General features: G+C 45.8%; 19 protein-coding genes and 1 tRNA gene. 17 read left to right on the plus strand and 3 right to left on the minus strand.

Going from position 1 to position 25003, the window contains the following annotated elements; genetic code table 11:
• Positions 1-44 precede the first annotated feature (44 nt).
• A complete protein-coding gene (locus tag VLA77_03025; protein HSE29531.1) occupies positions 45-2561 on the minus strand; it encodes a M1 family metallopeptidase in 2517 nt (838 codons plus the stop codon).
• 78 nt (positions 2562-2639) lie between these two features.
• Here VLA77_03025 and nusA point away from each other — a divergent pair, with 78 nt between their 5' ends.
• From nusA to VLA77_03045, 4 genes are all read left to right on the plus strand, one after another.
• Positions 2640-3761, plus strand: coding sequence for a transcription termination factor NusA (gene nusA, locus VLA77_03030; protein ID HSE29532.1), 1122 nt, complete (start codon positions 2640-2642; stop codon positions 3759-3761).
• Positions 3762-3828: 67 nt separating this feature from the next.
• Positions 3829-4680, plus strand: a complete 852-nt coding sequence (locus VLA77_03035; GenBank protein HSE29533.1) for a hypothetical protein — start codon at positions 3829-3831, stop codon at positions 4678-4680.
• A gap of 66 nt (positions 4681-4746) precedes the next feature.
• Positions 4747-7212, plus strand: a complete 2466-nt coding sequence (locus tag VLA77_03040; protein ID HSE29534.1) for an ATP-dependent Clp protease ATP-binding subunit — start codon at positions 4747-4749, stop codon at positions 7210-7212.
• Positions 7154-8182, plus strand: coding sequence for a hypothetical protein (locus VLA77_03045; protein ID HSE29535.1), 1029 nt, complete (start codon positions 7154-7156; stop codon positions 8180-8182). The genes VLA77_03040 and VLA77_03045 overlap by 59 nt, the downstream gene beginning before the upstream one ends.
• A 69-nt stretch (positions 8183-8251) precedes the next feature.
• On the opposite strand, the gene VLA77_03050 is transcribed toward VLA77_03045, so the two are convergent.
• The gene (locus tag VLA77_03050) at positions 8252-9175 is read right to left on the minus strand and encodes a hypothetical protein (GenBank protein ID HSE29536.1); all 924 of its coding nucleotides are present in this window, start codon (positions 9173-9175) and stop codon (positions 8252-8254) included.
• A gap of 83 nt (positions 9176-9258) precedes the next feature.
• On the opposite strand from VLA77_03050, the gene radA reads away from it, so the two are divergent.
• Positions 9259-10608: a DNA repair protein RadA gene (gene radA, locus VLA77_03055; protein HSE29537.1), complete on the plus strand. Its 1350-nt coding sequence runs from the start codon at positions 9259-9261 to the stop codon at positions 10606-10608.
• A 12-nt stretch (positions 10609-10620) separates the two neighbouring features.
• A complete protein-coding gene (locus tag VLA77_03060; protein ID HSE29538.1) occupies positions 10621-11451 on the plus strand; it encodes a TRAM domain-containing protein in 831 nt (276 codons plus the stop codon).
• 55 nt (positions 11452-11506) lie between these two features.
• Here the strand turns inward: VLA77_03060 and VLA77_03065 are convergent, their stop codons facing one another.
• Positions 11507-14224 (minus strand): transglycosylase domain-containing protein, encoded by a 2718-nt coding sequence (locus tag VLA77_03065; protein HSE29539.1) that lies wholly within the window; start codon positions 14222-14224, stop codon positions 11507-11509.
• A gap of 184 nt (positions 14225-14408) precedes the next feature.
• Here VLA77_03065 and tyrS point away from each other — a divergent pair, with 184 nt between their 5' ends.
• The 11 genes from tyrS to VLA77_03120 all read left to right on the plus strand — a co-directional run bounded on the left by tyrS (position 14409) and on the right by VLA77_03120 (position 24999).
• Positions 14409-15593, plus strand: a complete 1185-nt coding sequence (gene tyrS, locus VLA77_03070; protein ID HSE29540.1) for a tyrosine--tRNA ligase — start codon at positions 14409-14411, stop codon at positions 15591-15593.
• A gap of 30 nt (positions 15594-15623) precedes the next feature.
• Positions 15624-17651 carry an ATP-dependent DNA helicase RecG gene (gene recG / locus VLA77_03075; GenBank protein HSE29541.1) on the plus strand — a complete coding sequence of 676 codons (2028 nt, stop codon included), beginning with the start codon at positions 15624-15626 and terminating at the stop codon, positions 17649-17651.
• Positions 17651-18463 (plus strand): hypothetical protein, encoded by an 813-nt coding sequence (locus tag VLA77_03080; GenBank protein ID HSE29542.1) that lies wholly within the window; start codon positions 17651-17653, stop codon positions 18461-18463. Before recG ends, VLA77_03080 begins: the two co-directional genes overlap by 1 nt.
• Entirely contained in the window at positions 18460-19002 is a 543-nt protein-coding gene (locus tag VLA77_03085; GenBank protein HSE29543.1) for an RsmD family RNA methyltransferase, read from the plus strand. Before VLA77_03080 ends, VLA77_03085 begins: the two co-directional genes overlap by 4 nt.
• 76 nt (positions 19003-19078) lie before the next feature.
• Positions 19079-19162, plus strand: a tRNA-Leu gene (locus VLA77_03090).
• A gap of 161 nt (positions 19163-19323) precedes the next feature.
• Positions 19324-20157: a polyphenol oxidase family protein gene (locus VLA77_03095; GenBank protein HSE29544.1), complete on the plus strand. Its 834-nt coding sequence runs from the start codon at positions 19324-19326 to the stop codon at positions 20155-20157.
• A gap of 249 nt (positions 20158-20406) precedes the next feature.
• Positions 20407-20949, plus strand: coding sequence for an NUDIX hydrolase (locus VLA77_03100; GenBank protein ID HSE29545.1), 543 nt, complete (start codon positions 20407-20409; stop codon positions 20947-20949).
• Between the two features lie 33 nt (positions 20950-20982).
• Positions 20983-21933, plus strand: coding sequence for an arginase (locus tag VLA77_03105; protein ID HSE29546.1), 951 nt, complete (start codon positions 20983-20985; stop codon positions 21931-21933).
• A 145-nt stretch (positions 21934-22078) separates the two neighbouring features.
• Positions 22079-23398, plus strand: a complete 1320-nt coding sequence (hisS, locus tag VLA77_03110) for a histidine--tRNA ligase (GenBank protein ID HSE29547.1) — start codon at positions 22079-22081, stop codon at positions 23396-23398.
• A 39-nt stretch (positions 23399-23437) separates the two neighbouring features.
• Positions 23438-24724 (plus strand): trigger factor, encoded by a 1287-nt coding sequence (gene tig / locus VLA77_03115; protein HSE29548.1) that lies wholly within the window; start codon positions 23438-23440, stop codon positions 24722-24724.
• Positions 24724-24999, plus strand: a complete 276-nt coding sequence (locus VLA77_03120; protein HSE29549.1) for a hypothetical protein — start codon at positions 24724-24726, stop codon at positions 24997-24999. Before tig ends, VLA77_03120 begins: the two co-directional genes overlap by 1 nt.
• The last annotated feature ends 4 nt before the right edge of the window (positions 25000-25003 follow it).

The following is a 25003-nucleotide window of genomic DNA, read 5'->3' on the forward strand; positions in this document are numbered from 1 at the left end:
GATCTGGTATTTGGCTCAAAGGGCGATTAGTTACACCACGATTGTTATTTGATCGATTCTAAAAACTCAGCCACTAGGTTTTCGTCGCGTGCACGCCACAAAACTTTTACTTCAATGTCCTCGATCGCTTGCGAAATGTTACGCCTTAAGCCTTGATCGTCTAGCTTTTGCTCGAAAAACTTTTTAAATTTTGCGAGTTCAAGTTCTGTACTAAAACCACTGGCAAAATACTGAGGTAGATCACTGTAATGCAAGTCGCCCTTAAAAGTGTTCTCTAGCCAACCCCAATTTGCGTGAGCCCAGTGCCAGGTAAGTTTTTTGCTAGCCGGGTTGCGCATAAGTCGCAAAAGCCAAAACGGTACATCCTGGTTGCGTATTTTGTTAGTTGGTAAAAGATTCAAGATCTCGGTAATTTGTGATTCACTTTTTGTACTAGTTAAGCCCGCGGTTAGTAAAAGCTTTTCTTGAGCTGAACTCGTAGTTTTGTACCAGTTTAAAAGCTTGGCAAAGTCTTGCGTCTCGCCGATTTTGCCAACTGAGCTATAAAAAACCTCCCGACCCTCAACAGGTAGGTCGTTAGTTTTACCTGCCTGCCTAAAAACCTGCAACATTTGCTGATTGGCAAGTTTATTTTCGCCGAGCACAGCCAGGTTTAAAATTACAGGTCGCAAAAGGTTGTCGTTGTAACTCTCATCTCCGAGGGGTTTTAAACCAAGGTGATTTAGCTGCTTTTTAATCAAATTATTTACAAATTTATTAAAATGTAATTTTTGCGCATCGCTAATTAAGAACTCTGTGGCGCCTAAAATGCTAGCAATAGCAGACCAAACAGAATATTGAGTTTCGTTCGCGAAAGCGCTTAAAAGGCGCAGAGTGTCAGATGTAGAAACAAGTCCGGCGCGAGTCAACGCCAGCATATCGTGCAATAATTTTTGGCGATCCAGTGTTTTTAATTGTTCTAAGTTATTAACAATGTCTTTAAGCTCGCCACTGTCATATTGAACATGGTAAAAGCCACCTGCGCCCTGGTTTAGTAGGTTTAGGTCTTCGCTTTTTAGCTTAACTTGAGTCGTACGATCTTTAAGAATTTTTTGCTCAACCGAATTGCCGAGTAGCGGAATTGGCCAAATCGCATCGTCAGAGTTGCGCGCGGCACGTGGGTCGGCGTAAAATCTCCTCTGGTTTAAGGTGGCGTGACCATTGGTCTGTCTAAAACTTACAACCGGGTGGCCGGGCTGAGTTAGCCATGGTTCGATAAAATCGGCGACTTCAATTTGAGCGACACTTCCTAACGACTCCCATAAATCTTGCATAGTCGCGTTTTTATAAGAAAATTTTTTAACATAGGCTCGAATTCCGTTTTTGAAGTTTTGCTCGCCTAAGTAATCGTGCAACATTCGCACTAAACAGGCTCCCTTTGAGTACATAATTGCGCTGTCGAAAAGCGAGGCGATTTCCTCTGGGTCGTTGAGCGGTTGCCTAACACTTTGAATAGTGGCCAAGCTGTCGCGGGCGTAGGCGCGCAAAGCCTCAAAATCATTAAAGTGTTCCCAGTAACGCCACTCTGGGTAAAAGTGATCAACAACTTTGTAGCCCATCCAGTTAGCAAAACTTTCGTTGAGCCATAAATCATCCCACCACTGCATAGTTACCAAGTTTCCAAACCACTGATGTGCCAGCTCATGACCAACAACCATGGCATTAAATTGCTTGGTCGCGATTGGAGTGCCGGGGCCTACAAACATGCAGCTTTCACGGAAAGTTACTAGACCCCAGTTTTCCATTGCTCCGGCACTAAAATCTGGCAAGGCAAGTAGGTCGCATTTTGGCAATGGATAGGGAGTGCCAAAGTAATCGTCAAAATAGTCCAAAAATTTTGCTGCAACGTTTAGAACAAATTCAGTTTCGCCTACATGATCGAGCGTGCTGTATGCTCGAATTTTTACGCCACTTGCCGAGGTTGTTTCGGTAAAGCCCAGCTCGCCGGCCGCGAACGCAAGTAAGTAAGTGCTCATTTTTGGGGTTCGCTCAAACGTGGTGATCTGCGAAAGCTCATGCGTGACCTGTTTTTTAACAGGAGTGTTAGCAAGCGCTACCAATCCTTTTTTGGTTGTGAGCGTTAAGTCGAAAGTAGCTTTAGCGGCAGGTTCATCTATGCAGGGAAAGGCTTCGCGTGCTGAGTGGCTTTCGAATTGCGTTGCGAAAATCTCTTTGTCGTTGCCAAGATATTGGTAGGGGCAAGCGTATATCCCAGCCAGTGTTTCAGTTATTTTACCGCTAAACTCGATAGTGATAACTTGTTCGCCTTTTGCAAAGTCTCCATTTATTTGCAGTTCGTCGTGAGAACCTTGCTTAAACCTAACTGCAGTGTTGTTGACTTTTAGTTTAGAGATTCTTAAGCCCTTGCTATGCAGTGTGATGGTTTTGCTGTTTTTTGGTAGTTTGCCGGCTATAATGACTTGGCCGGAAAAGTCGCGTTTGTGGGCACTCAGCAGGTCGATGTGTAGTTTGTAATTATCAACTTTAAAAAGTGGGCTTAGATGGCGAATAAGTTCTGGCATTGCTTTTTATTCTAACATGGGCTAGTATTAAGTAGTACTCATCCGGCCAGCAGGTCGGATTTTTCAATAAGGAGACATATGGACGATTTAAATGTAAAACAATTAGGGCTTTCTGCTAAGCAGATCGCCGACGAAAAAAACCTACCAGAAGACATGGTTCATGACATTATCGAGCAGGCAATTGCCGCCGCTTATCGCCGTGACTTTGGTGATCGAGAGCAAGAAGTTCGCGCAACTCTAAACACCAGCACAGGCGAGGCTACTGTTTACGTTAGCAAAGAAGTTGTTGATGAAGTTAGCGACGAAACTATGGAAATAAGCCTAGCAGACGCTAAAAAAATCAAAAAAGACGCAGCAGTAGGAGAGACCGTTGAAGTCACTGACCATCCAAAAACTTTTGGCCGTGTGGCTGCACAAACTGCAAAACAAGTTATTTTGCAAAAGTTACGCGAAGCTGAGCGTGAAGTTGTAATGGCAGAGTTTGCGGACAAAATTGGGACTGTTATTACAGGTACAGTTCAGCGTGTTGAACCACGTGTTGTTCGCGTTGAGCTTGGCAAAGCGTCGGGCATTATCCCACTTTCAGAGCAAATTCCGGGCGAATACTACAGTATCGGTGCGCGTGTAAAGGTCTACTTAAAAGATGTTGAGCGCGGTAATCGTGGCCCACAGCTTATTTTGAGTCGTGCAAATGAAGCCTTTGTTGAGTACTTGTTCCGTCAAGAAGTCCCAGAAATGGAAACGGGTGCTGTAGAGATTAAGGCGATTGCTCGCGAAGCCGGCAGACGCACAAAGATTGCAGTATTAAGCACGGTTCCTGGTGTTGACCCCGTCGGAACTTTCGTTGGCGGTCATGGAACTCGTGTTCAAGCCGTTATGAATGAAATTGGCGAAAACGAAAAGGTTGACATTATAACCTTTAGCGATGATGCGCAAACATTTATTACAAACGCCTTGAGCCCAGCCGAAGTCGTAAGTATAAAAATTGATCAAGACAAAAAACACGCGAAAGTTGCAGTTGACCCTTCGCAGCTTTCGGTTGCAATCGGTCGAGGTGGTCAAAACGTTCGCTTGGCTAGTCGATTGACTGGCTACGAGCTTGATATCGAAGCTGCTAACGGTGAGGCTAAAAACTCCAAACCAAAACCTAAAAAGAATATTGAGGATTCGCTACTGAACGCGATCGAAGAAAACCAATAGCAAACAGCGCCCAGCAGAGGGCGCTTTTGTTTACATACGGCGATTAATGTTGTATAATTTGCCGAAAGTGAACAAGTTAAAACTCGTTTTAGTTGCAGTGGCATCGTTTATTTTTGTGGCGCTTGTGGCCTACTTTTTTGTGCTGCCTGCGATTCTAGTGGGCGAATATAAAAATACTATTGGAGTGACGCAGCCCAAGGTTGACAGTGCTGTGAACGCTGTAGTGGCATACAAAAGCGAAGACTCTTTCGTTAGTATCGAGGTTGATCCTAACGAGCTGCACACCGATCTTGATAACGCCAAACTTGCAATCGAGGCAGCCGAAGAAAGCTTACAACAACATGAATCAAAACTATTGTCCCTGAAGGTTTTACCTTTTCTAGATTTCAATCCCGAGTACAAAACTGCAATACAGCTTAAAAATGCCGAGATTTCGTACGTTCAAACCTGCTGGGATGTCATAAGCGAAGCCAAGCAAACAATTGGATATGCGACTAAGACTTTGCCGGTGATTGAAAAGTTGAATGAGGCCGACGCAAAATATGAAAGCACGAGTACTGCAACTAGCGTCGCTCAAATAAGTATAGCTTTTGCTGATTCGGCAAAAATTTATCAGGACGCTGCTGCTGAGTTCGAACTGATTCAGGCGCCTGAGTCAGTTAAAAAGTATCACGAACAAAATGTAGTTGAAGCTAAACGTGTCGCAGTTACGGTTCGCGACATGCTAAATGCAATAAATTCTGCAGATTACAACGAGCTTGTGAGTTTGGAACAAACAGCATATTTGGCGGCAGAGAATGCTGGCGCTAAAGCCGAAGAAAGCGCAACAAACTACATTAAAGAATCTGTTTTAAAAAAGCTTAGTGACAAAATCAAGGAAGACCAGCAAGCGATTGGCGCACATGTCGGCGAACTCTAACTAGCACTCTTGCATACTGAGTGCTAGTTTTCTATAATTAAGGTATGGAAAACAGTTGGAGTAGATATGAACAGCGCTAATGACTTTTTTGAGTTTATAAACTACTTAACTGATAATGCAAAGTCGAGTTTGCAGCGCGCAGACACTATCGCGAGGAGTCTGGGGTCTGCTTATATAGGAACTGAGCATTTGCTTTTGGGTGTTTTGAGCCAAGAGAGTTCGGTCGCATCGCAACTTTTGGTGGAATCTGGTGTAACTTTGGAACGGGCGCGTGTTGCACTTAATTTAACGCCTCGTGCGTTAGTTGTTAACAGTGGTGCCAAAGGACTTAGCGAGACTGCAAAGTTGACCTTAAAGCTTAGTTGGGATATTGCGCAGGAATTCAATCAGGATTTTTGTGGCACTGAACATATTTTATTTAGTATTCTAAGTCAAAAAAACGCTCGAGCCACTGTGTTATTGCGCGACATGAATGTTGATGTCGATCAGCTAACGGCTCAGCTCGAGCAGTATTTAAATCGACAGCAGGAATATCGCGGTACGTCTCCAACCAAAGCTCAGCAGAGCAAGCTCAGTGCAAGTTTAGGTAAGTTTGGTGTAGATCTAACGGACAAAGCGGCACGAGGGGAGCTAGATCCGGTGATTGGTCGTGATAAGCAAATTAAGCGAATGATCACAATTTTGGGCCGACGCAGTAAAAATAATCCTGTGTTATTGGGTGATCCAGGTGTAGGTAAAACTGCTATCGTTGAGGGGTTAGCTCAGCGAATCGTTGCCGAGGAAGTTCCTGACTTTTTGCTAGATAAGCAAATTTTTATGTTGGATCTAGCGGGGATGATCGCCGGTACGAAATATCGTGGTGAGTTTGAAGAGCGCCTTAAGAAGCTGATCAATGAGATGAAGACGAATCCAAATCTGATCGTGTTTATAGATGAAATTCATTTGCTTTCGGGAGCGGGTGCAGCCGAAGGTGCGATTGATGCTGGTAATATGCTTAAACCTGCGCTTGCTCGCGGTAAGGCTCGCGTGATTGGCGCAACGACAACGGATGAATACCGCAAGCATATAGAAAAAGACACTGCCCTAGAGCGCAGATTCCAAACCGTAACGGTGCCAGAGCCAAGTGTTAAAGAGTCAGTCGCGATTTTAAGAGGTCTTAAAAAATATTACGAACGACATCACGGCGTTGAGGTGGCGGATGAGGTAATTGACGACGTAGCCTATTTGGCAAAACGCTACATCGGCGATCGCTTTATGCCTGATAAAGCGATTGATTTACTGGACGAAGCTGCTGCAACCGTGCGCGTGGAAAAAGGTAAAACTCCTGTTGAGCTACGTAAATTAACACAAGAGCTCAAGCAGCTTTCGGCAAAAATGGAAGAATCCGTTGAAGCCGAAGACTACGAACGAGCTGCTTTGTACAAAACGCGTATTAGCCAAATAAATGGCCAAATTAACAAGTTGCGCAATAATAAACAAGATGGTGAAAAATTGACAGTAACTAGTGATGATGTCGCTAAAACGATTTCAACCATGACTGGAGTTCCAGTTGAACGTGTAATTAAAAGTGAAGCTAAGTACCTGTTGCATCTCGAGAAGCATTTAGCGAAAAGTATAATCGGTCAACAAGAGGCCGTAGAGGCTGTAGCGCGTGCGATTCGTCGTAACAGGGTTGGAATTGGTGAGCAAAAACGACCTATTGGATCCTTTTTGTTTATGGGTCCAACAGGTGTAGGTAAAACAGAGCTAGCGCGAGTTTTGGCTCGTGAGCTTTTTGGCAGTAGCGATTCGTTAATCAAGATCGACATGAGCGAATTTTCAGAGCGTCATACTTCAGCGCGTCTAGTTGGCGCACCAGCTGGTTATGTGGGTTACGACGATGCTGGTCAGTTGACTGATAAAATTCGTCGTCAGCCGTACAGTGTGGTGCTTTTTGATGAGATTGAAAAAGCCCACCCAGATGTGTTTAACATTTTGTTGCAGATTTTAGAAGATGGTCAGTTGAGTGATGCTAAAGGACGTAAGGTTGATTTTACAAATACAGTTGTAATTTTAACGAGCAACCTTGGTGCTGAGCGCATGCAAAAAGAGGCTTCACTTGGCTTTACTGCAACATCGGCGAAAGATCGTGACAATTTAAATGATCTGCATAATAAAAATCGTGACGCAGCAATGGCGGAACTTAAAAAGTCTATGCGCCCAGAGCTTATTAACCGCTTTGATAAGATTGTGGTTTTTGGTGCGCACACTAAACCTGAGGTTAAAAAAATCCTTGACGTTGAGCTCGCAAAACTTGAAAAACGATTGTCACGCCAGCACGTTGCGGTTAAATTAAATGCGGCAGCCAAAGCTTTGATGATTGAATTTGGTTACGATCCACAGAATGGAGTAAGGCCTCTCCGGCGCGCAATACAAGATCACATTGAAGACGAAATAGCTGCAGGATTATTGGAAGAGCGTTATACTAAAGGGGATGTCATTGCCGTTGCAGCAAAACGAGGAAAGTTCAGTTTTACCCGAATCGGAGAGTAAAACTAATAACGTTATTAAGAACGTTCTATATACGATCTTAATTTGTTTGAGCTTCTATAGTGCATGGTGGATTTTTACTCACGGCCAACAGTGGGTGGATTTTTGGCGTTATCGGTTTTACTCTCCGCCTGCCGAGGTGGTCGCGATTGCTGATAAGGTCGAAATGACAGACGAGGCGCGTTATATATTTTATGTCTCTGATCCGGCAGTTGAGACTGCTGACGATTTTAACTCACATTGTTCCGGTCTAGAAGGCGAGCAGACGGCTGTTTTGGGCTGCTATAGGTTGCAAAAAATATTCCTATATGATGTTACTGATCCGCGACTTTACGGAATTAAAGAGGTAACAGCAGCACATGAAATGCTGCATGCGGTTTATGAACGCTTGCCGCTAGACGAAAAGCTGCAAGTAAATAAGTTAATCCAGGAGGAATTGCCAAAAATTCAGGATGAGCACGTTAAAGAACTCGCTGAACTTTACGGGAAAGACGGTCTGGACGTTTTGTGGAACGAAATGCATTCGGTTTTAGGCAGTGAGTTTAGATCACTTTCGCCCGAACTCGAACAACACTATGCTAAATACTTTAAGGATCGCAGCAAAGTAGTTACCTTGTCAGAATCTTATCAATCTGTATTTAAGGCATCTAAGGCGCGTTTGAGTGATTATGATCGGCAGTTGAATGACATTAAAGTTGCGATTGATGCCGATTATGCTGAAATTGATAGCCGCATCAATACTATCAACGCAGAATCAAGCAGGCTGAATAATTTACGAGCTACTGATCCTGAAGCTTACAATTTAGCAGTTCCTAGCTATAATGCTTTGGTCCAGGGATATAACGCCCTGGTTGTTGAAACGCGCGGTTTGATTGATAGATATAATGCTTTGGTCGAAGCGCGTAATAGCGAAGCAGCGACGCAAAATAGCTTGTATAACAGTTTGAATAGTCATTACGAGCCGATTCAATAAGTTTATTGTTGTTCGGGGGCTGTAGCGTCATCTCTGCTACAGCCCCCGTGCACCTTGTGGGCGGTCAGCTCACAGCGCGTTTCGCATCTCCAGGAACTTGGCGACGAGCTTGTCCGCCAGGCTCGGGTGCCAGTTGTTACTGTTGAGCAGCGCGAGTGTCATCGCCACTTCGGTCAGCGAGTTGCTGCTCAGTGCGCGGACGGCCGCCAGTCGAGCTTCGGCGTAGGACTCGATCGGACTCTCCCAGTTGAAGTCGCTCTGCTGGGTGTGCTTGACGTGCCGGGCGACCAGGTCGTTCCATCCCTCGGGCCGTGGCAGTTCGGTGACGCGCGCCGGGAAGAACTCCCCGACATTTCTGCCACCGATCCCCATCCGCCGGTAGGCGAGGTAGCGCTCGATGTTTCGCACCAGGTTGAACAGCTCGAGGAAGGTCTCGCTGTCAGCCTCGTTGATGCCTTCGAGCAACTCGTCGTACCGGAACTTGAGGGCCAGGTTGAGGGTGGTATCGAGCCAGTCGTGCGGCAGCTGGTAGCACTCGAGCAGGATCACGGTAGCCTCGCTGAGGCCAGTGTAGGTCCAGCCCGTCCGCCTCGCCAGTTCGATCAGCTTCAGAACGCTGGCGAGGGATTCCTTCGCCGTTCCCGGGTTGGCCTGCCATTGCGCCAGGAGATCGCCGAACTGCTGCATCACCTCATCGGCCTTCTGCATGGCCTTGTAGTGATCCTGGAGCGTGTAGTACTTCGAGAGATCGGTCGGCTTGGCCACATGCGCAATGCCGTACCACGCCGACGGGTTGTCGAACAGGTCGCTCATCGCGCCCCGGTCGTCCGACTCAGCTCGCCCGATCAGCCGCAGGAACTCGGCCAGTCGCTCAGCCGTCTCAGCCTGTGAAGCTGCCCTGGTCTGAGCGATCGTCTTGTTCCTCTTGCTGAGCGCGAACATTGCCGCAACGAACACGGCAACAAGTAGCAGTGCTACTAAGACCCAAACCATTGGGTCCACCTCACTTTCGCTTGGGTGCTTGCAAATTATATAATAAGTTAAACACATTGCCAAATTTTGATACAATAAATTTAATGCCGAAAAAACCCACAAGTCAGTACGTCTGCCAGCAATGCTCCGCCATAAGGACAAAATGGGCGGGGCGTTGCGATAGCTGTGGAGCGTGGAATAGTTTAGTTGAGCAGCCAGTCGAACCAACGGGTGCAAGTGCGGTTGCCAGTAGTCATGGAAAGGCCCTGCAACCAAGTAGCATTACAAAGGTTGAGGCTAGCGATCAGGCTGGTCGAATTACGTCTGGGATTCCAGATGTGGACTCAGTTCTGGGCGGTGGAATTGTGCCTGCAAGTGTTATGCTGATTGCCGGGCAGCCGGGTATAGGTAAGTCTACGCTATTAATGCAGTTGGCACATAAGGTTTCGCTTGACCGCAAAATTTTGTATATAAGCGGCGAGGAATCTACTGGCCAAGTTAAGGTTCGCGCCACAAGGCTAGGCGCCGAGCACGAGAATTTGCATTTGGCGTCGTCTACTTCGGCCGATGACATAGCTGCGACAATCAAACAAGGCAGTTACCGGGTTGTTATTGTTGACTCCATCCAGACTTTGGCCATGCAAAGTTTAAGTTCGGCCCCCGGAAGCGTTGGTCAAATAACCAATTCGTCTAACTTGTTGACTCAGGCCGCCAAGGCCAGCAATACCGCGCTTATTTTGGTCGGGCATGTTACAAAAGAGGGGAGTATTGCAGGGCCAAAAGTTCTAGAGCACATGGTAGACGTGGTCTTGAATCTAGAAGGTGATAGATATGGAGGTTTTAAGGTACTACGCGCGATCAAAAATCGTTACGGCTCCACAAACGAGGCGGCGATATTTGAAATGGATGACAGTGGTCTAGTCCCAGTCGCCAACCCGTCCGCCGCGCTCTTGGCAGAGCGTGTAAATAGTGATGGCTCGGTCGTTTTGGCGACGCTTGAAGGCAACCGACCCCTGTTGGTCGAGATTCAAGCTCTTGTAAATAAGACAAATTTCGGGTATCCTAAGCGTGCGGCCTCGGGCTTTGATGTTAATAGACTTAGCTTGTTGGTTGCTGTGCTGGAGAGACGCACAAAATTGCAATTATCGGATTGCGACATTTATATAAATGTTGTTGGTGGAATAAAACTCCAGGATCCTGCCGCTGACCTTGCTGTTTGTATGGCGATTGCATCCGCCGCCAAAGAAATGGCACTAAGCGACGATACTGTTGTTTTTGGTGAAGTAGGCTTAAGCGGTGAAGTACGTAGTGCTCCGCAGGCCGAAAAGCGAATCGCCGAAGCTAAAAAACTTGGTTTTAAAACTGCAATTGCTCCAAGGGGTAAACAGAATAAATTTATTAGTCCTGTGGGTTCAATGCGCGATGCTTTGAATGCACATCTAAAAAGAAAGTAGTAAACTAAACTTATGATTTCATTTAAAAAACGTGACAAGCAAAAGAACGTGTCGCTTATTTTAGACACATCGGGAATTATAGATGGCCGAATTATCGCTATTGCTAAGGCTGGTTTTGCACCACAAACAATTGTAGTGCCACAGTTCGTGGTAGCCGAGCTTCAACATTTAGCAGATACTGGCGACAGCCAAAAACGTGAGCGAGCGCGTTTTGGCCTTGATGTAATTCGCGAACTACAGGATCTGCGACGAGTAGAAGTTGTAGTTGCGCGCGAAAAATTTAAAAACATTAAAGAAGTCGACGATAAGCTTATTGCGCTCGCTAAAGAACATGGCGCGCTGCTTTATACTACCGATTACAACTTAAATAAAGTTGCCCAGATAGAGGGGATTACTGTACTAAATGTTAATGAGTTAGCTCAAGCTCTTAGACCGCCTCGCCTACCGGGTGAGCAGGTTGAACTCAAAATTACTCAGCTCGGACAAGATAAAACCCAAGGCGTTGGATATTTAGATGACGGTACGATGGTTGTAGTAGAGAACGCAGGTAAAATGGTCGGTCAAAAAGTGCGTGTGCAGTTTAGCCGAATTTTGCAAACACAAGCTGGTAAAATGATGTTTGCTATTAAGCAAGATGGGGAACGTGTCGATGGTCACGTAAAGCACGAACAGCGTGATTTTAAACGTAATCAGCCACAAAGTAACCGTCAAAAGCCAGTTAATAAGCATCCGCAGTCGAATCAAAGCTGGCATTCGCATAGTCAGCAGAGCAATAAGCAAGGCAATAAACGACGTCCGTCGCCGGAAGATAGTCTACTTGCGGCTATCGATCGCCAGGACTAACCACACAAAAACACTCGGTAAAAGCCGAGTGTTTTATTTTTAACGGGTGGACTACCTACCCGCGTCTGCGACCTAGCGGCAGGGTTGGCGTGCTACCGCTGGTCGTCGTCGCAACATTCAGAGACTTGGTTGACGAACCGTCGTACTTGGCGGTGTCATACACTGTTACCGTAATAGACTTGCTACCTGATGATGTGAAAGTGTGTTCAGTCGAGTAGCTGCCCGGAGCGCTGATAGACTGGCTGTTGATTAGCTGATCGTCTACTTTAACCTCGTAAAAGCTTAGCGGGTGAGTACCTTGAGTTATTGTGGCCGTGATCTTGAATTTTTTATCTGCAGGATTTCCCACAGGATCAGTGGTTATTGTTACCGAAGGTTTTACGTCATCACATTTATGAACGTCATCATCAGCATTTGGATCGTATCCGTCGGGTGCACGCTTTTCCGATTTTCCAGTAAGTGGGTTGTCAAAGGTTGTTACGGTAATCTCGTACTTAGCTCGTTCAGGAGTACAGTTTGTGGCCTTCTTTTTGCTTACTGTATCAAACATTACTTTTTCACCGTCGGCGTTCTTTGGCTTACTGTACCAAGAAGGGAATAGGTCGTTAGTTCCATTGACATTCACATTTTGCACGCCACTTGGTCGAGTAAACCAGTCACCCTCTTTCCATGTTCCATCGGCTGCAAAAACTTCCTTATGAGCACGGCTCATTAAATCGTTAATCACACGACCGGTTCCTTGGTTGGACGCGACTAGTCCGTTCCAGGACCCGTCGTGTCGACCAACCCAAACTCCAGCTGCCATTCTTGGAGAGTAGCTCATCATCCAACTGTCTTTTGCATTGTCGGTTGTGCCAGTTTTAGTAGCAGTTTTTACTCCACTAATCACGGCTCCGCGGCCCGGCGTGTTTAAGCTGCCAAGCGCTGGATTGCGGGCACCTGGATCGCTCAAGATATCGCTGATTATGTAGGTTATTTGTGGATCAAGGACATTTTCTGACTCGTCTTTCCACTGTTTTATAACTTGGCCTTGCGAGTTTTTAACCTCCAAGATGTAAGCTACTGGCTTGTACACACCCTGACGAGCTAGCGTCGCATAAGAGTTGGCGTGCTCAACAGGGGATACGCTACATCCACCACCAATGGCCGAGGATAGAGTAAAGCTTGCAGCTCCCTCACAATAAGACTTATCACCTGCGCTACGTGCTGTTTCGATTGCGGAATCTGGTCCAGTTATCATCATGGCTTCGACCGCAGGGGGGTTGCGTGAGTTGCCAAGTGCTTTACGCACCGACATCGTACCTTGGTAGCCATTATCAAAGTTGGCCAAGTGACAAGGTGCGGGCGTGCCTAAGCAGTAGTAGCGATCAATATTTTCATCAAGTAATTGTGATCCGGCGCCATAATTTACGCCTTCTCGCTGCTTAAACAAGTTAGAGTAAATAAATGGTTTAATACTCGAACCTGGCTCTAGTGTAGAAGTTGCGGCGTTCTTTTGCCCATAGCCAGGAATGTTAAAGCCCAAGCTTCCAACCATAGAAAGTACCTGACCAGTAGGAACATCAACAGATGTCACGGCCGTGTTGTCTGAACCATTTCCGCGGATGTACTGTTCGTTATCTATTACGGCTTGTTCGGCGATCTGTTGGATTCGGTAATCCAAAGTAGTTTTTACGGTTAACCCGCCTTCGCGTACTAATTTTTTGCCAAACTCGGCTTCCAGTGATTCGCGAGCTGCAAGTACAAAGTGCGGAGCCTTAATATTTTCGGTTGCAGCAATTTCTGGCTTAACGGTATCGAGGATTGCAAAAGCTTTGGCTTCGGTTGCTTGATCCTGAGTAATGTATCCTTGCTCAACCATTTGATCGATTACGTACTGCTGGCGTTCTATCAAATCGCTAGCACCGTCGGGTGTTAAGGTGTACGGGTCGTAATAACTTGGGTTTTGCGGAATAGATGCAAGCAAAGCAGCCTCGGCAATGTTTAAGTCTTTGGCGCTTTTACCAAAATAAGTTTGGGCAGCGGACTCTACGCCGTTACGACGTCCACCGTAGGGAACCTCGTTTAGATAGAGAGTCAAGATCTGGTCTTTGTTGTACATTCGCTCAACTTCAAGGGCTAAGATTGCTTCTTTAATCTTTCGCGAGATACTCAAACGGTTCTGCTCTGATTCTTCCTGAAAAAAGATCTGCTTAATAAGCTGTTGGGTCAACGTAGACGCGCCTTGCGTATTGCCGCTGCCAAACAAGTTGTTAATACCGGCTCTAACAATACCCGTAAAACTTACGCCCGGATGGTTGTAAAAATCTTTATCTTCAATAGAAACAGTGGCATCTTTCATTACCTGAGCGATCTCACTGCCTTCGACTACTACTTTGTAGTTACCTTCCCCCTTGTCTTCCCAAAGCAAAACGTCGTTGCGGTCGTAATATTTAGTTACCGTACTTTGCACGCGACTCGCAATTTCATCTGGGCGAATTGTGTCTAGCTCTTTACGGTAGTAAGCAAAAAGTGCAGCCACAAAAATAGCCAAAATAACAGCACCAACAGCTAAAAGCTTTAAAAAGGTTTTTAAGCCTTCGCGACTAAACCAAAATCGAGCAAGCTCTTTAGGTCGTAGTCTGTATAGGAACCTTTTAACTGGGTTTTTTGGAAGCGACGCCAAATATTCGGCTTTTCGCCTAGAACGCGCGTCACGCTTGTTCTTGTGTCGCGCAACTAAATTACTGTAAACATTTAAAGCACTGGCTTTACGATTAGGTTTCTTGCTCATTTTTTCTCTCTTAAACTCCCTAAAAATACCTGGGAAATCATATCCATTATAGCATAATCAGAGCCCATACAATATAATGGTTAACAGATGCCAACAGATAAGAATATTGCGCACAAACATACTGACTACCTCTATAGAAGGTAGATGTTTTTTGCAACTTAAATTTATTTGGAGAGACTTAAAAATGACCCTGTTAGAAGAACTCAAGTGGCGCGGTTTTATAAACCAGACTACCTTTAAAGATCCATCTGTTTTAAACAAACAAAAATTTACATTTTACTTTGGCGTTGATCCAAGCGCGGATAGTATGCAGGTTGGTAATTTGGCAGCCGCTATGATGGTACGGCATTTTATTGATTACGGACATAAGGCGATTTTGCTTGTTGGTGGCGCAACTGGGATGATCGGGGATCCTGATGGCAAAGATGAAGAGCGTCAGCTGAAATCGCTCGAAGAAGTAGCAAAAAATAAAGCCGGAATTTCCGCTCAGTATAGAACTATTTTTAATGATAAAGAGTTTGATCTAGTAGATAATTACGACTGGTTTAAGGATCTGGGCTACTTAAACTTTTTGCGTGATATTGGCAAGCATTTTTCGATGACTCAGTTGCTCGATCGCGAGTTTATTAAAAGTCGAATTGGTAAAGGTGGTAAGGGTATAAGTTATGCTGAGTTTAGTTATTCGTTGATTCAGGGTTATGACTTTTTACATCTGTTTCGCAAAAAGGGTGCAACTTTGCAGCTTTGCGGCGCTGACCAGTGGGGCAATAGTATCACTGGTGTAGATCTAATTCGTAAGCTCGAAGGCGCCGAAGCTCACGTTTGGTCAACCCCGTTGGTGATCAACAAGTCTACTGGCAAAAAATTTGGTAAGACCGAGGGTGGCGCAGTGTGGCTTGATCCTAAAAAAACTAGCATCTTCGACTTTTACCAATTTTGGCTGAACGCCGATGACGAGGGTGTATTTGATTATTTAAAAGTGTTTACCCTTTTACCAAAAGATGAGATTTTGCACGTAATTGAGCAATTTAAGGCGGATAAACCTGGCCGTTTAGCTCAAAAGACTTTGGCGTACGAAGTCACGAAATTAGTCCACGGAGAGGCTGCAGCGATCGAGGCTAAAAAAGCCACCGAAGATCTATTTAAAGGTGGTGAGAATGTGCCCACTGTTAGCGTCGAGACCGGCAGAATAAACGTAGCCGAACTTTTAATAAAGGCGAATTTGGCCAAAAGTAGGTCGGAGGCTCAACGGTTGTTGGCGCAAGGCGGCGTTAAGTTAAACCAGCAAAAAGTTGATCAAGATGAAATCACAATTGCCGAGGGTGATTTGTTGCAGGTGGGTAAACGACGCTTTGTTCGCATTAAGTAAAATCCGGTCAAACAGTGCTATAGTTTTTGTATGTTGTTGAGTTCGAGGGTAGCCGAGGTCAAAGGCGTTGGTCCGGCACTTGCTGAGCGTTTTGAAGCTCTGCATATTAGAACTGTTAAAGATTTGATTTACTTTTTCCCGCGCAAGTACGATGATTTTTCGCAGGTCACAAAAATAGATGACCTAGTGCCGGGCAAGGTTACTATAAAGGGTACGGTTGAATCCGTTGTTGGTCGTTATATAAAACGTCGTTTACACATAACCGAAGCAATTATTGCCGATGAAACAAGTAAGGTTCGCGCAGTTTGGTTTAACCAACCATATCGTGCAACTCAGCTTGCGAAAGGCGATGAATATTATTTTTCGGGTGCCTACGATTTTCAGCGCAACAGATATGTTTTAAGTAATCCAGCTACCGAAAAAGCCGATAGTTTTGGTGTGAGTACAGCGCGAATTGTACCGATTTATCGTGAGTCAAAAGGTTTAAAATCGCAGCAACTGCGTAAGGTCATGAAAGAACTTTTGCCTCTGATGGACGCTTTACCAGAGACTCTACCTCCGGTTCTTGTAAAAAAATTCAGGCTTGCCAGCGTAAACGAAACCTTAAAAAATCTACATTTTCCGCAAAATACTGAGGAGCTTGAGCGCGCGAAACGACGAACAGCTTTCGAAGAATTGATTTGGCTGATTACGGCTAGTTTAATTAATAAAAATGATCAAGCTGGCTTAACGGGCTGGAGGATTGATTTTAAAAAACCAATTGCCGATGCGTTCGTGAAGACATTGCCTTTTAAGATGACAGGTGCTCAAAAAAAAGCTGCCTGGGAGATTTTTCAGGATATGGAGAGTGGATCGCCGATGAATCGTCTTGTGCAGGGAGATGTCGGATCTGGCAAAACTGTGGTTGGCGCCATGGCTGCATATTTAGCGGCAGAGCAAGGTTATCAAACGGCTTTTATGGCACCGACTGAGATTTTAGCAACTCAGCACGCCACCTCTATTGCTAATCTGCTTGAACCGCTTGGTGTTCGTGTAGGGTTGCTAGTTGGTTCAACAAAAACTGCGCAAAAGTCGCAGCTCAAAAAAAAGGCCAGCAAGGGTGACCTCGATATTATCGTGGGAACTCATGCTCTGATTCAAGGCGATACCGAGTTTAACAAACTTGGCCTGGTTATTATCGACGAACAGCATCGGTTTGGGGTGAGGCAGCGATCCGAGCTTTTAACTAAATCCAAACATATGCCACATCTTTTGAGTATGACAGCCACTCCGATTCCGCGTAGCCTGCAGTTAACGGTTTATGGCGATCTGGAGGTGTCGATTATAGATGAAATGCCAAAAGGGCGTCAACCGATCGAGACCGAAGTGGTAAAACCCGCAGCGCGCCATACAGTTTACGAGAAAATCGAGGCGCAAATTAGGCAAGGCAGGCAAGCCTATGTAGTCTGTCCTTTAATTACGGACGGAATAAACGCCGAACTAAAGAGTGTCCAGACCGAATATGAACGGCTTAATAAGAGCATATTCAAACATCGCCAAGTCGGACTTTTGCACGGGCAAATGAAGGCCGACGAAAAAGAGCACGTTATGAGGCAGTTTAAATCTGGCAAACTTGATATCTTAATAAGTACCACTGTTATCGAAGTCGGCGTGGACGTGCCGAATGCGACCGTTATGCTGATTGAGGGCGCAGATAGATTTGGACTGGCGCAGTTGCATCAGTTGCGTGGACGTGTTGGCCGCGGAAGCGAGCAGAGCTATTGTTATTTAATTCCATCTGGTGACAATGTGAGTCAGCGGTTACGTGAACTTGAAAAATCTAATGACGGGTTTTACTTAGCCGAAGTCGACTTAAAGCTACGTGGGCCAGGTGAAGTTTACGGTCGAGCGCAAAGTGGCAAACTAGATATGAGTTTTGTGAACCTTGCCGACACAAGATTAATAAAACAAGTTCGTCTAGCTGCGGCTTGGCTTATTCAAAGTAAGCTGAGTCTGGTAAAATATAAAGAACTAGCCGACAAGGTTAATCATTACCGTAGGCTGACGAGTTTAAACTAATGTACGCAGGCACAACTTTACGAAACAAATCCGGGCGACTGATTGGCGCGCATCAAAAAATTGATCGCGTTGCGCGACGAGCCGTTGATGCGATTGATCCAGGAAACAATTTTCCTAAGATCAAGCAGATTTTACATTTTGAAGGCAAAAACGGCCCAGATGGTATTAAGCGTAAATCGCCGGCTCAAGATGAGCCTTGGCATTTTTATAACCCAGAGGATTCGGGCGACGATTTATTGCCCCAGATGATTGAGCGGCATTGTAAAAATCTTACAGCTGCTTTGCGCAAGAATAGTGTTGAGCGTGCTTCGTTTGAGGCGGCGTGGTTGGCGCACGCTATTGTTGACGGTTTGACCCCAGCTCATCACTATCCGTTTGAAGATAAGCTAGTAGAACTTCGCGGCGGCGAGGGAATTGAGACCAGAACCTCCGTGAAAGATAAGCTTATTATAAGGGGTCCCGGGGACAGCCATTTAAAGATGCTGGCCAAAAACTGGGAGTTTTGGGGTGCGAAAGGGGTAATGACCTCGCACTTGTTGTTTGAGCTTGGGATTGCAACTGCTATTGCTCCAATGCGATTAAAGGCTGGTTACCCTAATAAAGCCGACATTCGTAAACTTAAGCGAATGGGGATTGTGAACGTTTTTAAAGAAAGCGCCGCAGATATTCACAAGTTAGATATGTATCATCGCTTTGTCGCAAAGGGCTGGACTAATCGCTTGGCGAACGAGGTGCGCGATGTTTTAGTGCCTTCGATCATAAAAGTCGTGGCGCTTGCTTGGTACGAAGCGCTCGAGAATTCAAAGCAATGAGGATGCGCATAGTTGCCGGTGAGCTTGGTGGTCGATTTTTTGAATCACCTGACAGCCAAACGACTCATCCGATGAGCGAGCGTATGCGCGGCGCGCTTTTTAATATTTTGGGCGATTTAAGAGGCAAAACAGTGTTGGACCCATTTGCCGGTAGCGGAGCGCTTAGTTTCGAGTCTGTAAGCCGAGGTGCGGCCAGTGCTGTACTTTTAGACAACGATAAACGTGCTCAGCGAATAATTGAGGGCAATATCAAATCTTTGGGTTTAGAGCAAAAAGCACGCTTAGTCAAGGCGAATTCGCGGATGTGGAGCGAGCGAAATAACGACCAGTTTGATCTGTTGTTGATTGATCCACCCTACCATGACATGCAGTTATCCACAGTTAGTATGTTAGTTAAGCATTTAAAACCTAACGGGCTTATGGTACTATCATACCCAGGTAAGGGTGATGAGCCGACCGTTAATGGAGTTGTTGTGGTGGACACGAGATTATACGGAGACGCGGCACTAGCTTTTTACCGTAAAAGAGCGTCTGATTAGGCGCTCTTTTTGGTTTGATAATAGCTGATTTTTGCTCTACAAATTCGTAAAATAATATGTTACAATAACCGTTAATGCGCGAGTGGTGGAATGGTAGACACGCTGGTCTTAGGAACCAGTGCCGTAAGGCGTGAAGGTTCAAGTCCTTTCTCGCGCACCATGGAATTATTACAGTTAAAGACGACCGGTTCATCGGCGTCTTTTTAGTTAGTAACTGTGGCTTTCTCGCTTGAATTGCCTTACATCGACCAAACCTGTTTTATATGGTATAATTTGGATCCAGACGAAAGTTGACCCTTTTAGTTTTTAGGAGCTGGTTACGTGTTCGACCGTAAAATTCAGCGCATTGCGCTGGGCGACGATGTTGTCGTTGCGGTGTCGCGTCGTGACGAGTCCGAGCCCGCTGCCTACAGCATGCGACGTACCGGACCCGACGCGCACCACGCGGCCCGCAACATCGCCGACTTCGCTGGTCGCGTTGGTTTCGACGTGAACCGGCTGGTCATGCCCCGCAGGTGGCCGCATCTTGGTCGAGTCATGGTCGTGAGTAATGACGACCTGGTTCCGGACCCGGTGAGCGGCCTCAACCCCAATTTGCCGAAGGCCGACAAGCCGGGTTTCGAGCATTCGTGCGATGGACTGATCACGATGGCTCACGGTCTCTACCTGGGCGCCCAGGGTGCTGACTGCCCAATGCTCTACCTGTATGACTCGGTTCTCGGGATTATCGGCGCCATTCACTGTGGGTGGAAGCCGGTGGCACAGCACATTGTGACCACGGCCGTACGACAGTTCGAGTGGCTGGGTTCCAACCCGATGAACATCCGAGCGTTCGTATCGGCCGGCGCCGGCGATAACGTCTACGAGTTCGCCATCGACGACGCCTCGCGCCTGCTGCTTGAAGCGCAGGGCCGCGTCGCCGACTTCGAGGCACTCATGGCGCCGCATGGAACCAAGCCCGGCACGAAGGTCTTGCGGCTCAATGCTCTGGTCGTCCACGACCTGACAAGAGCTGGAGTTCCGTTGTCGAACATCCTGTGCGACTGGCGGAGCTGCATCGAAGATCCGACGCTCCACAGCTATCGCCGTGACGGCGGTCCAGACATGGCCACGTCGCTGCACGGACTGGGCATCGGCGTGATCTTTCTGAACTGAACAACTTCACATCGTCGTCAAGAGGCCGGGGCGCAGTAAAAGGTGCCCCGGCCACAATCCATGAAATCATTTCGGGATAAGTATTAATCTTTCTCGCCGCCTGCAAAAGTTATCTCAACGCCGCCTGTGGTGCGCTATGAATTAGAGTTTGATTTTAGAACGAGTAGTACTGTTATAATATTGTATGACTAAGTTAGTAGGTATATAGTAGCCGGCGTGAATATCTGAACTAAGTAGTTAAGGATTGCTATGAGTTGGATTAAGATTGATGAACACGTTGTGTTGAATCATCCGCGGATGCACTTGGTAGAGCATACTGTCAAACTGCCAGATGGTACGGAGATCGACTATCTGCTTGAAGTTAACAGAAAAGACTACGTAACAACTATAGCTCGACATAAAGGTAAGTTTGCTATGATTCGTGACTATTCGTACCCTAACGATGCGAGATTGTTGCAATTTAGTGAGGGTTGGATAGACGAGGGCGAATCTTCGGAGCAGGCTGCATCCCGCGAATTAAAAGAGGAGACGGGACTACGCGCAGCAAAGGTTCGTGAGATTGGCACGAATCTTCATGATCATCGGAGGAGTACCGCTTCGAGTCATGTTATGCTGGCCGAAAACATTGAAGACACTGGAACTGCTAACCTGGAGAGCACAGAGCACGGTATTGAAACTGTCTACTTAACTGAAGCTGAGATTTGGAAAAAGATTGCCAGTGGTGAGATTGTTCAAAAGAATACACTCGCAGCCTGGGCGATATATGTTGCTGAGTCATCCGCTCCTCGATAGGTAACATATGCAACTTTTGCTACACTTATATAAATGTTAAAAGATTTACAGGATCTTACACTTATCGGCGTACCTTTAGATCTGGGTGCCGAAAACTTGGGCGTTAGTTTTGGCCCAGATGCGTACCGCGCAAACTATATTGGCACAAAGTTAAGTTCTGCGGGCTTTAAAGTTGCCGACCTTGGCAATTTAGAGTGTCCTGACCGTAAGAATCTAAAAGTTGACGACAAGAAGCAGCGCTACTCTAAGCAGATTATTGAAGTTAACGAGCGTCTTGCAAAACTGGTTCATGATCAAATACAGCTAGGTAATAAAGTTGTCGTTCTCGGTGGCGATCATTCTATAAACCTCGGTACTTTTAGTGGTGCTTCGGTGGCATGTAAAGGCGAGATCGGCCAAATTTATCTTGATGCTCATGGCGATATGAATACTCGCGATACTACAATGAGCGGAAATATTCATGGTATGCATCTAGCTTCGTTGATGGGGTTTGGTTCAGATGACTTAAAACAGGTCTTTGGAGATCAAACTAAACTGAGTATAAAAAACTTGCTACACATAGGTGGCTGCGATCTCGACGACGCCGAAGTTGAACTTATAAAAACTCAAAACATCGCTGCGTTTACTATGCAAGATCTTTTGCGGCACGGTCTAGATCCGCTTTTTGCAATGGTCAATGAGCTTGCTGAGCGAGTTCCAAATGTGTGGATCAGTCTAGATCTAGATGCGATTGACAGCATCTATGCGCCAGGTGCTGGAATGCCTAACCCCAAGGGATTAACGTATCGCGAAGTTGTTGCGGTCGCAGAGTATGTGGGTAAAACCTGTAAAGTGGTAGGGATAGATGTGGTTGAATACAATCCACTTAACGATGAGAAGCATAAGACCGCTGAGCTAGCCACCGAACTTATTGCTAAGTTTTTGGGCCGGGATTACAGCTGGTACACGAATTACTTAAACAAAAACGGTAGTAATCGTGACTAAAATGTGATAACTTTAACACGTGATTATCAATCAAATTCATCATTTACATATCTTGCCGGAACGCATCCGTTAGTTTTGTATATTACGAACGCCGGATCGCTTCCGGCGTTTTTTATTGCTACAATAATTACTTAAGGACTTTTTTATGAATCTTTCAACCCAACCATATAAAGGTGCGCGCGATTACTACCCAGAGGAAAAACGCGTCCAGAATTACATTTTTAACATCTGGCGCAAGGTTGCACAGCGCTACGGTTACGAAGAATACGGCACGCCAATTTTGGAGCCAATAGACATTTACGCCGCAAAAACTGGCCAGGAAATCGTAAATGATCAAACCTATCAGTTTGTAGATCGTGGTGGACGCAACGTTAGTATTAGACCCGAGATGACCCCGAGTGTTTGCCGCTTAATTGCGGGTCGTCGGCAAGAACTTGCTTATCCTGCTCGTTGGTTTTCTATTGCTAACTTTATGCGCTACGAGCGACCGCAACGTGGTCGCGAACGCGAATTTTGGCAAATGAACGTTGACATATTTGGTGTTTCTACGCTCGACGCCGAAGTAGAGATTATTGGAATGGCAGATGACTTGATGAAAGCTTTTGGTGCCACGGATAATATGTACCGGATCAAAATCAATAGCCGCAAGCTTGTTAATTTTATGATGAGCGAGTACTTAGAGCTAGATATCGTGCAATCACAGTTAATGGTAAAACTGTTTGATCGTAAAGATAAAATGACACCCGAAGAGTTTCGACAACAAGCCGAGTCGATTTTTGATGACGAAAAACGCCGCGACGGCTTGCGTAAAATTGCGAAGCTTTTGGGCGCAAAGAGTATGGCTGAATTGCCGCGCGAGGTGCTAGATTCTAGCGCAATTCAAGAGGTTCAGACCTTATTCACGTTGTTGCGTGAGCACGGAGTAAACAGTGCAATTTTTGATATTGGTTTAATGCGCGGCCTAGATTACTACAGCGACATTGTTTTTGAAGTATTCGACACGAATCCAGAAAACGCACGCTCCCTATTTGGCGGAGGAAGATTTGATGGGCTGGTCGGTCTATTCGGTGTTGAACCTATACAAGCAGTTGGCTTTGCACCCGGCGCAACAACTATGCAAGACTTTTTACAAACTCACAACTTGTTGCCAAAACTTCAGCCTGCAACCGAAGTTTACATTGCAGTCCTGGGCGACGTTTTAAAACAAGCCCGCAATCTTGCGACCGCTCTACGCGAAGAAGGTGTGAACGTCGAGCTGGATATTACTGGCCGTAAATTAGATAAACAGATCAAAACGGCCATAAAAAAAGGCATACCGTATATTTTGTTTGTGGGTCAAAATGAACTCGATCAGGGTGAGTTTACGCTTAAGGACGTAGCTCAAGAATCTGAGCAAAGACTCGGCTTTGAGCGACTAGTGGCCGCAATCAAGGATTATCGTCATAAAGATGATGATTTAATTTAATTCGACATTCTTAACTACTCGAGGTATACTGGCACGGATATGAAGCACACAATTAACAATACATCTGACACAACAAAACAAATCACAGTAAGCTTAACTGCCGACGATTTGGCTGAAGTTAAGGCTAAAACTGTAAAGCGTCTTGCCAAGGACGTAAAAGTTGCAGGTTTTAGGCAGGGCAAGACACCTGTTGGAGTTGCTGAAAAAAACATTAATCCCCAAGTTTTAGAGAGTGAAATTGTTGAAGACGCTGTCAACCAACATATGATTGCTATCTTGGACGCCGAGAGCATTATGCCGCTTGATCGTCCAAAAGTTGAGGTTAAAAAAATGGTTCCTGGTGAACAACTTGAGTTCGTGGCTGAGCTAGAGGTGATTCCAGAAATTAAGCTTGGTGACTACAAAAACCTAAAGGCCAAAAAAGATGACGTTAAAGTTACTGAAAAAGACGTAACTGAAGTGATTGATCGCCTGCGTGGCGCAGCATCTGAAAAGAAAGATGTTGACCGTGCGGCTAAAGACGGCGACGAAATTGTTATGGATTTTGCCGGCACAGACAAAGACGGCAAAGAAGTCGAAGGAGCTAAGGGCACTGATTACCCTTTGACTTTGGGTTCTAAGACTTTTATTCCTGGTTTCGAGGAAGGCTTGATTGGCAAAAAGCTGGGCGATAAGTTTGATCTCGACTTAACCTTCCCTAAGGACTACCATCATAAACCTCTTGCAGGCGCAAAGGTTAAATTTGCCGTAACAATCAAAGCTGTTAAAGAAGTAGTTCTGCCGGAATTGACAGATGAATTTGCTGCAAAAACTGGTGCTTTTAAAACTGTCGACGAGCTTAAAGCCGATATCAAAAAAGAATTAGAATCTCAAAAAGAACGTGAAGCAACCGATAAGCTAAAAGACTCTTTGCTTGAACAGCTTATTAAAGTCAGTACAATTCCAACTCCCGAGATCTTAATCAAAGACCAAATGCAAATGTTGGAGCGGGACTTTACTCAAAACTTGATGTACCGTGGTCTAACTCTTGATCAGTATCTTGAGCAGCAAGGTTTAACCAAGGAAGATTGGGAGAAGAACGAGCTTCGCGAGCAATCCATTCGACGTGTGCAAGTTGGATTGGCTTTGGCCGAGCTTAGCAAAATCGCTAAGATCGAAGTTAATCAACAAGAGCTTGAAGCGCGCGTTGCCGAATTAATGCAAGGTTACGGAAACAATCCTGAAATTGCTAAACAGTTTGAAAGCCCTGAAGTTCGCCGAGATATTGCAAATAACGTTATGACTCGTAAAACAACCGACTACTTAGTTGAGGTTAACGCAAAGTAATGAGTGAGCGTGGTGGGTACGACCCGAACGTGGCCGGCACCGTTCCTTGGTATTCTAAGGAGCAGCGTACAGCTAACTCTATTGATACGATGCCTCATCCAATGATGGTGGAAATCGCCGGCTATACGCAGGCGGCACGCGAATCTGGTGTTCAGCTTGATGAGAAGGACGTTGCGGAGGCGATTGCACAAGCAATTGCTAATAGTTACGGCGATGTCTGGCGTGGGCCTGCGTTTGAATTGGGCATGATTCTTCTGCGACAGAACGAACAGTAGCGAA

Source organism: Candidatus Saccharimonadales bacterium (genome assembly GCA_035457485.1).
Lineage (GTDB): Bacteria > Patescibacteriota > Saccharimonadia > Saccharimonadales > EFPC-124 > DATIBO01.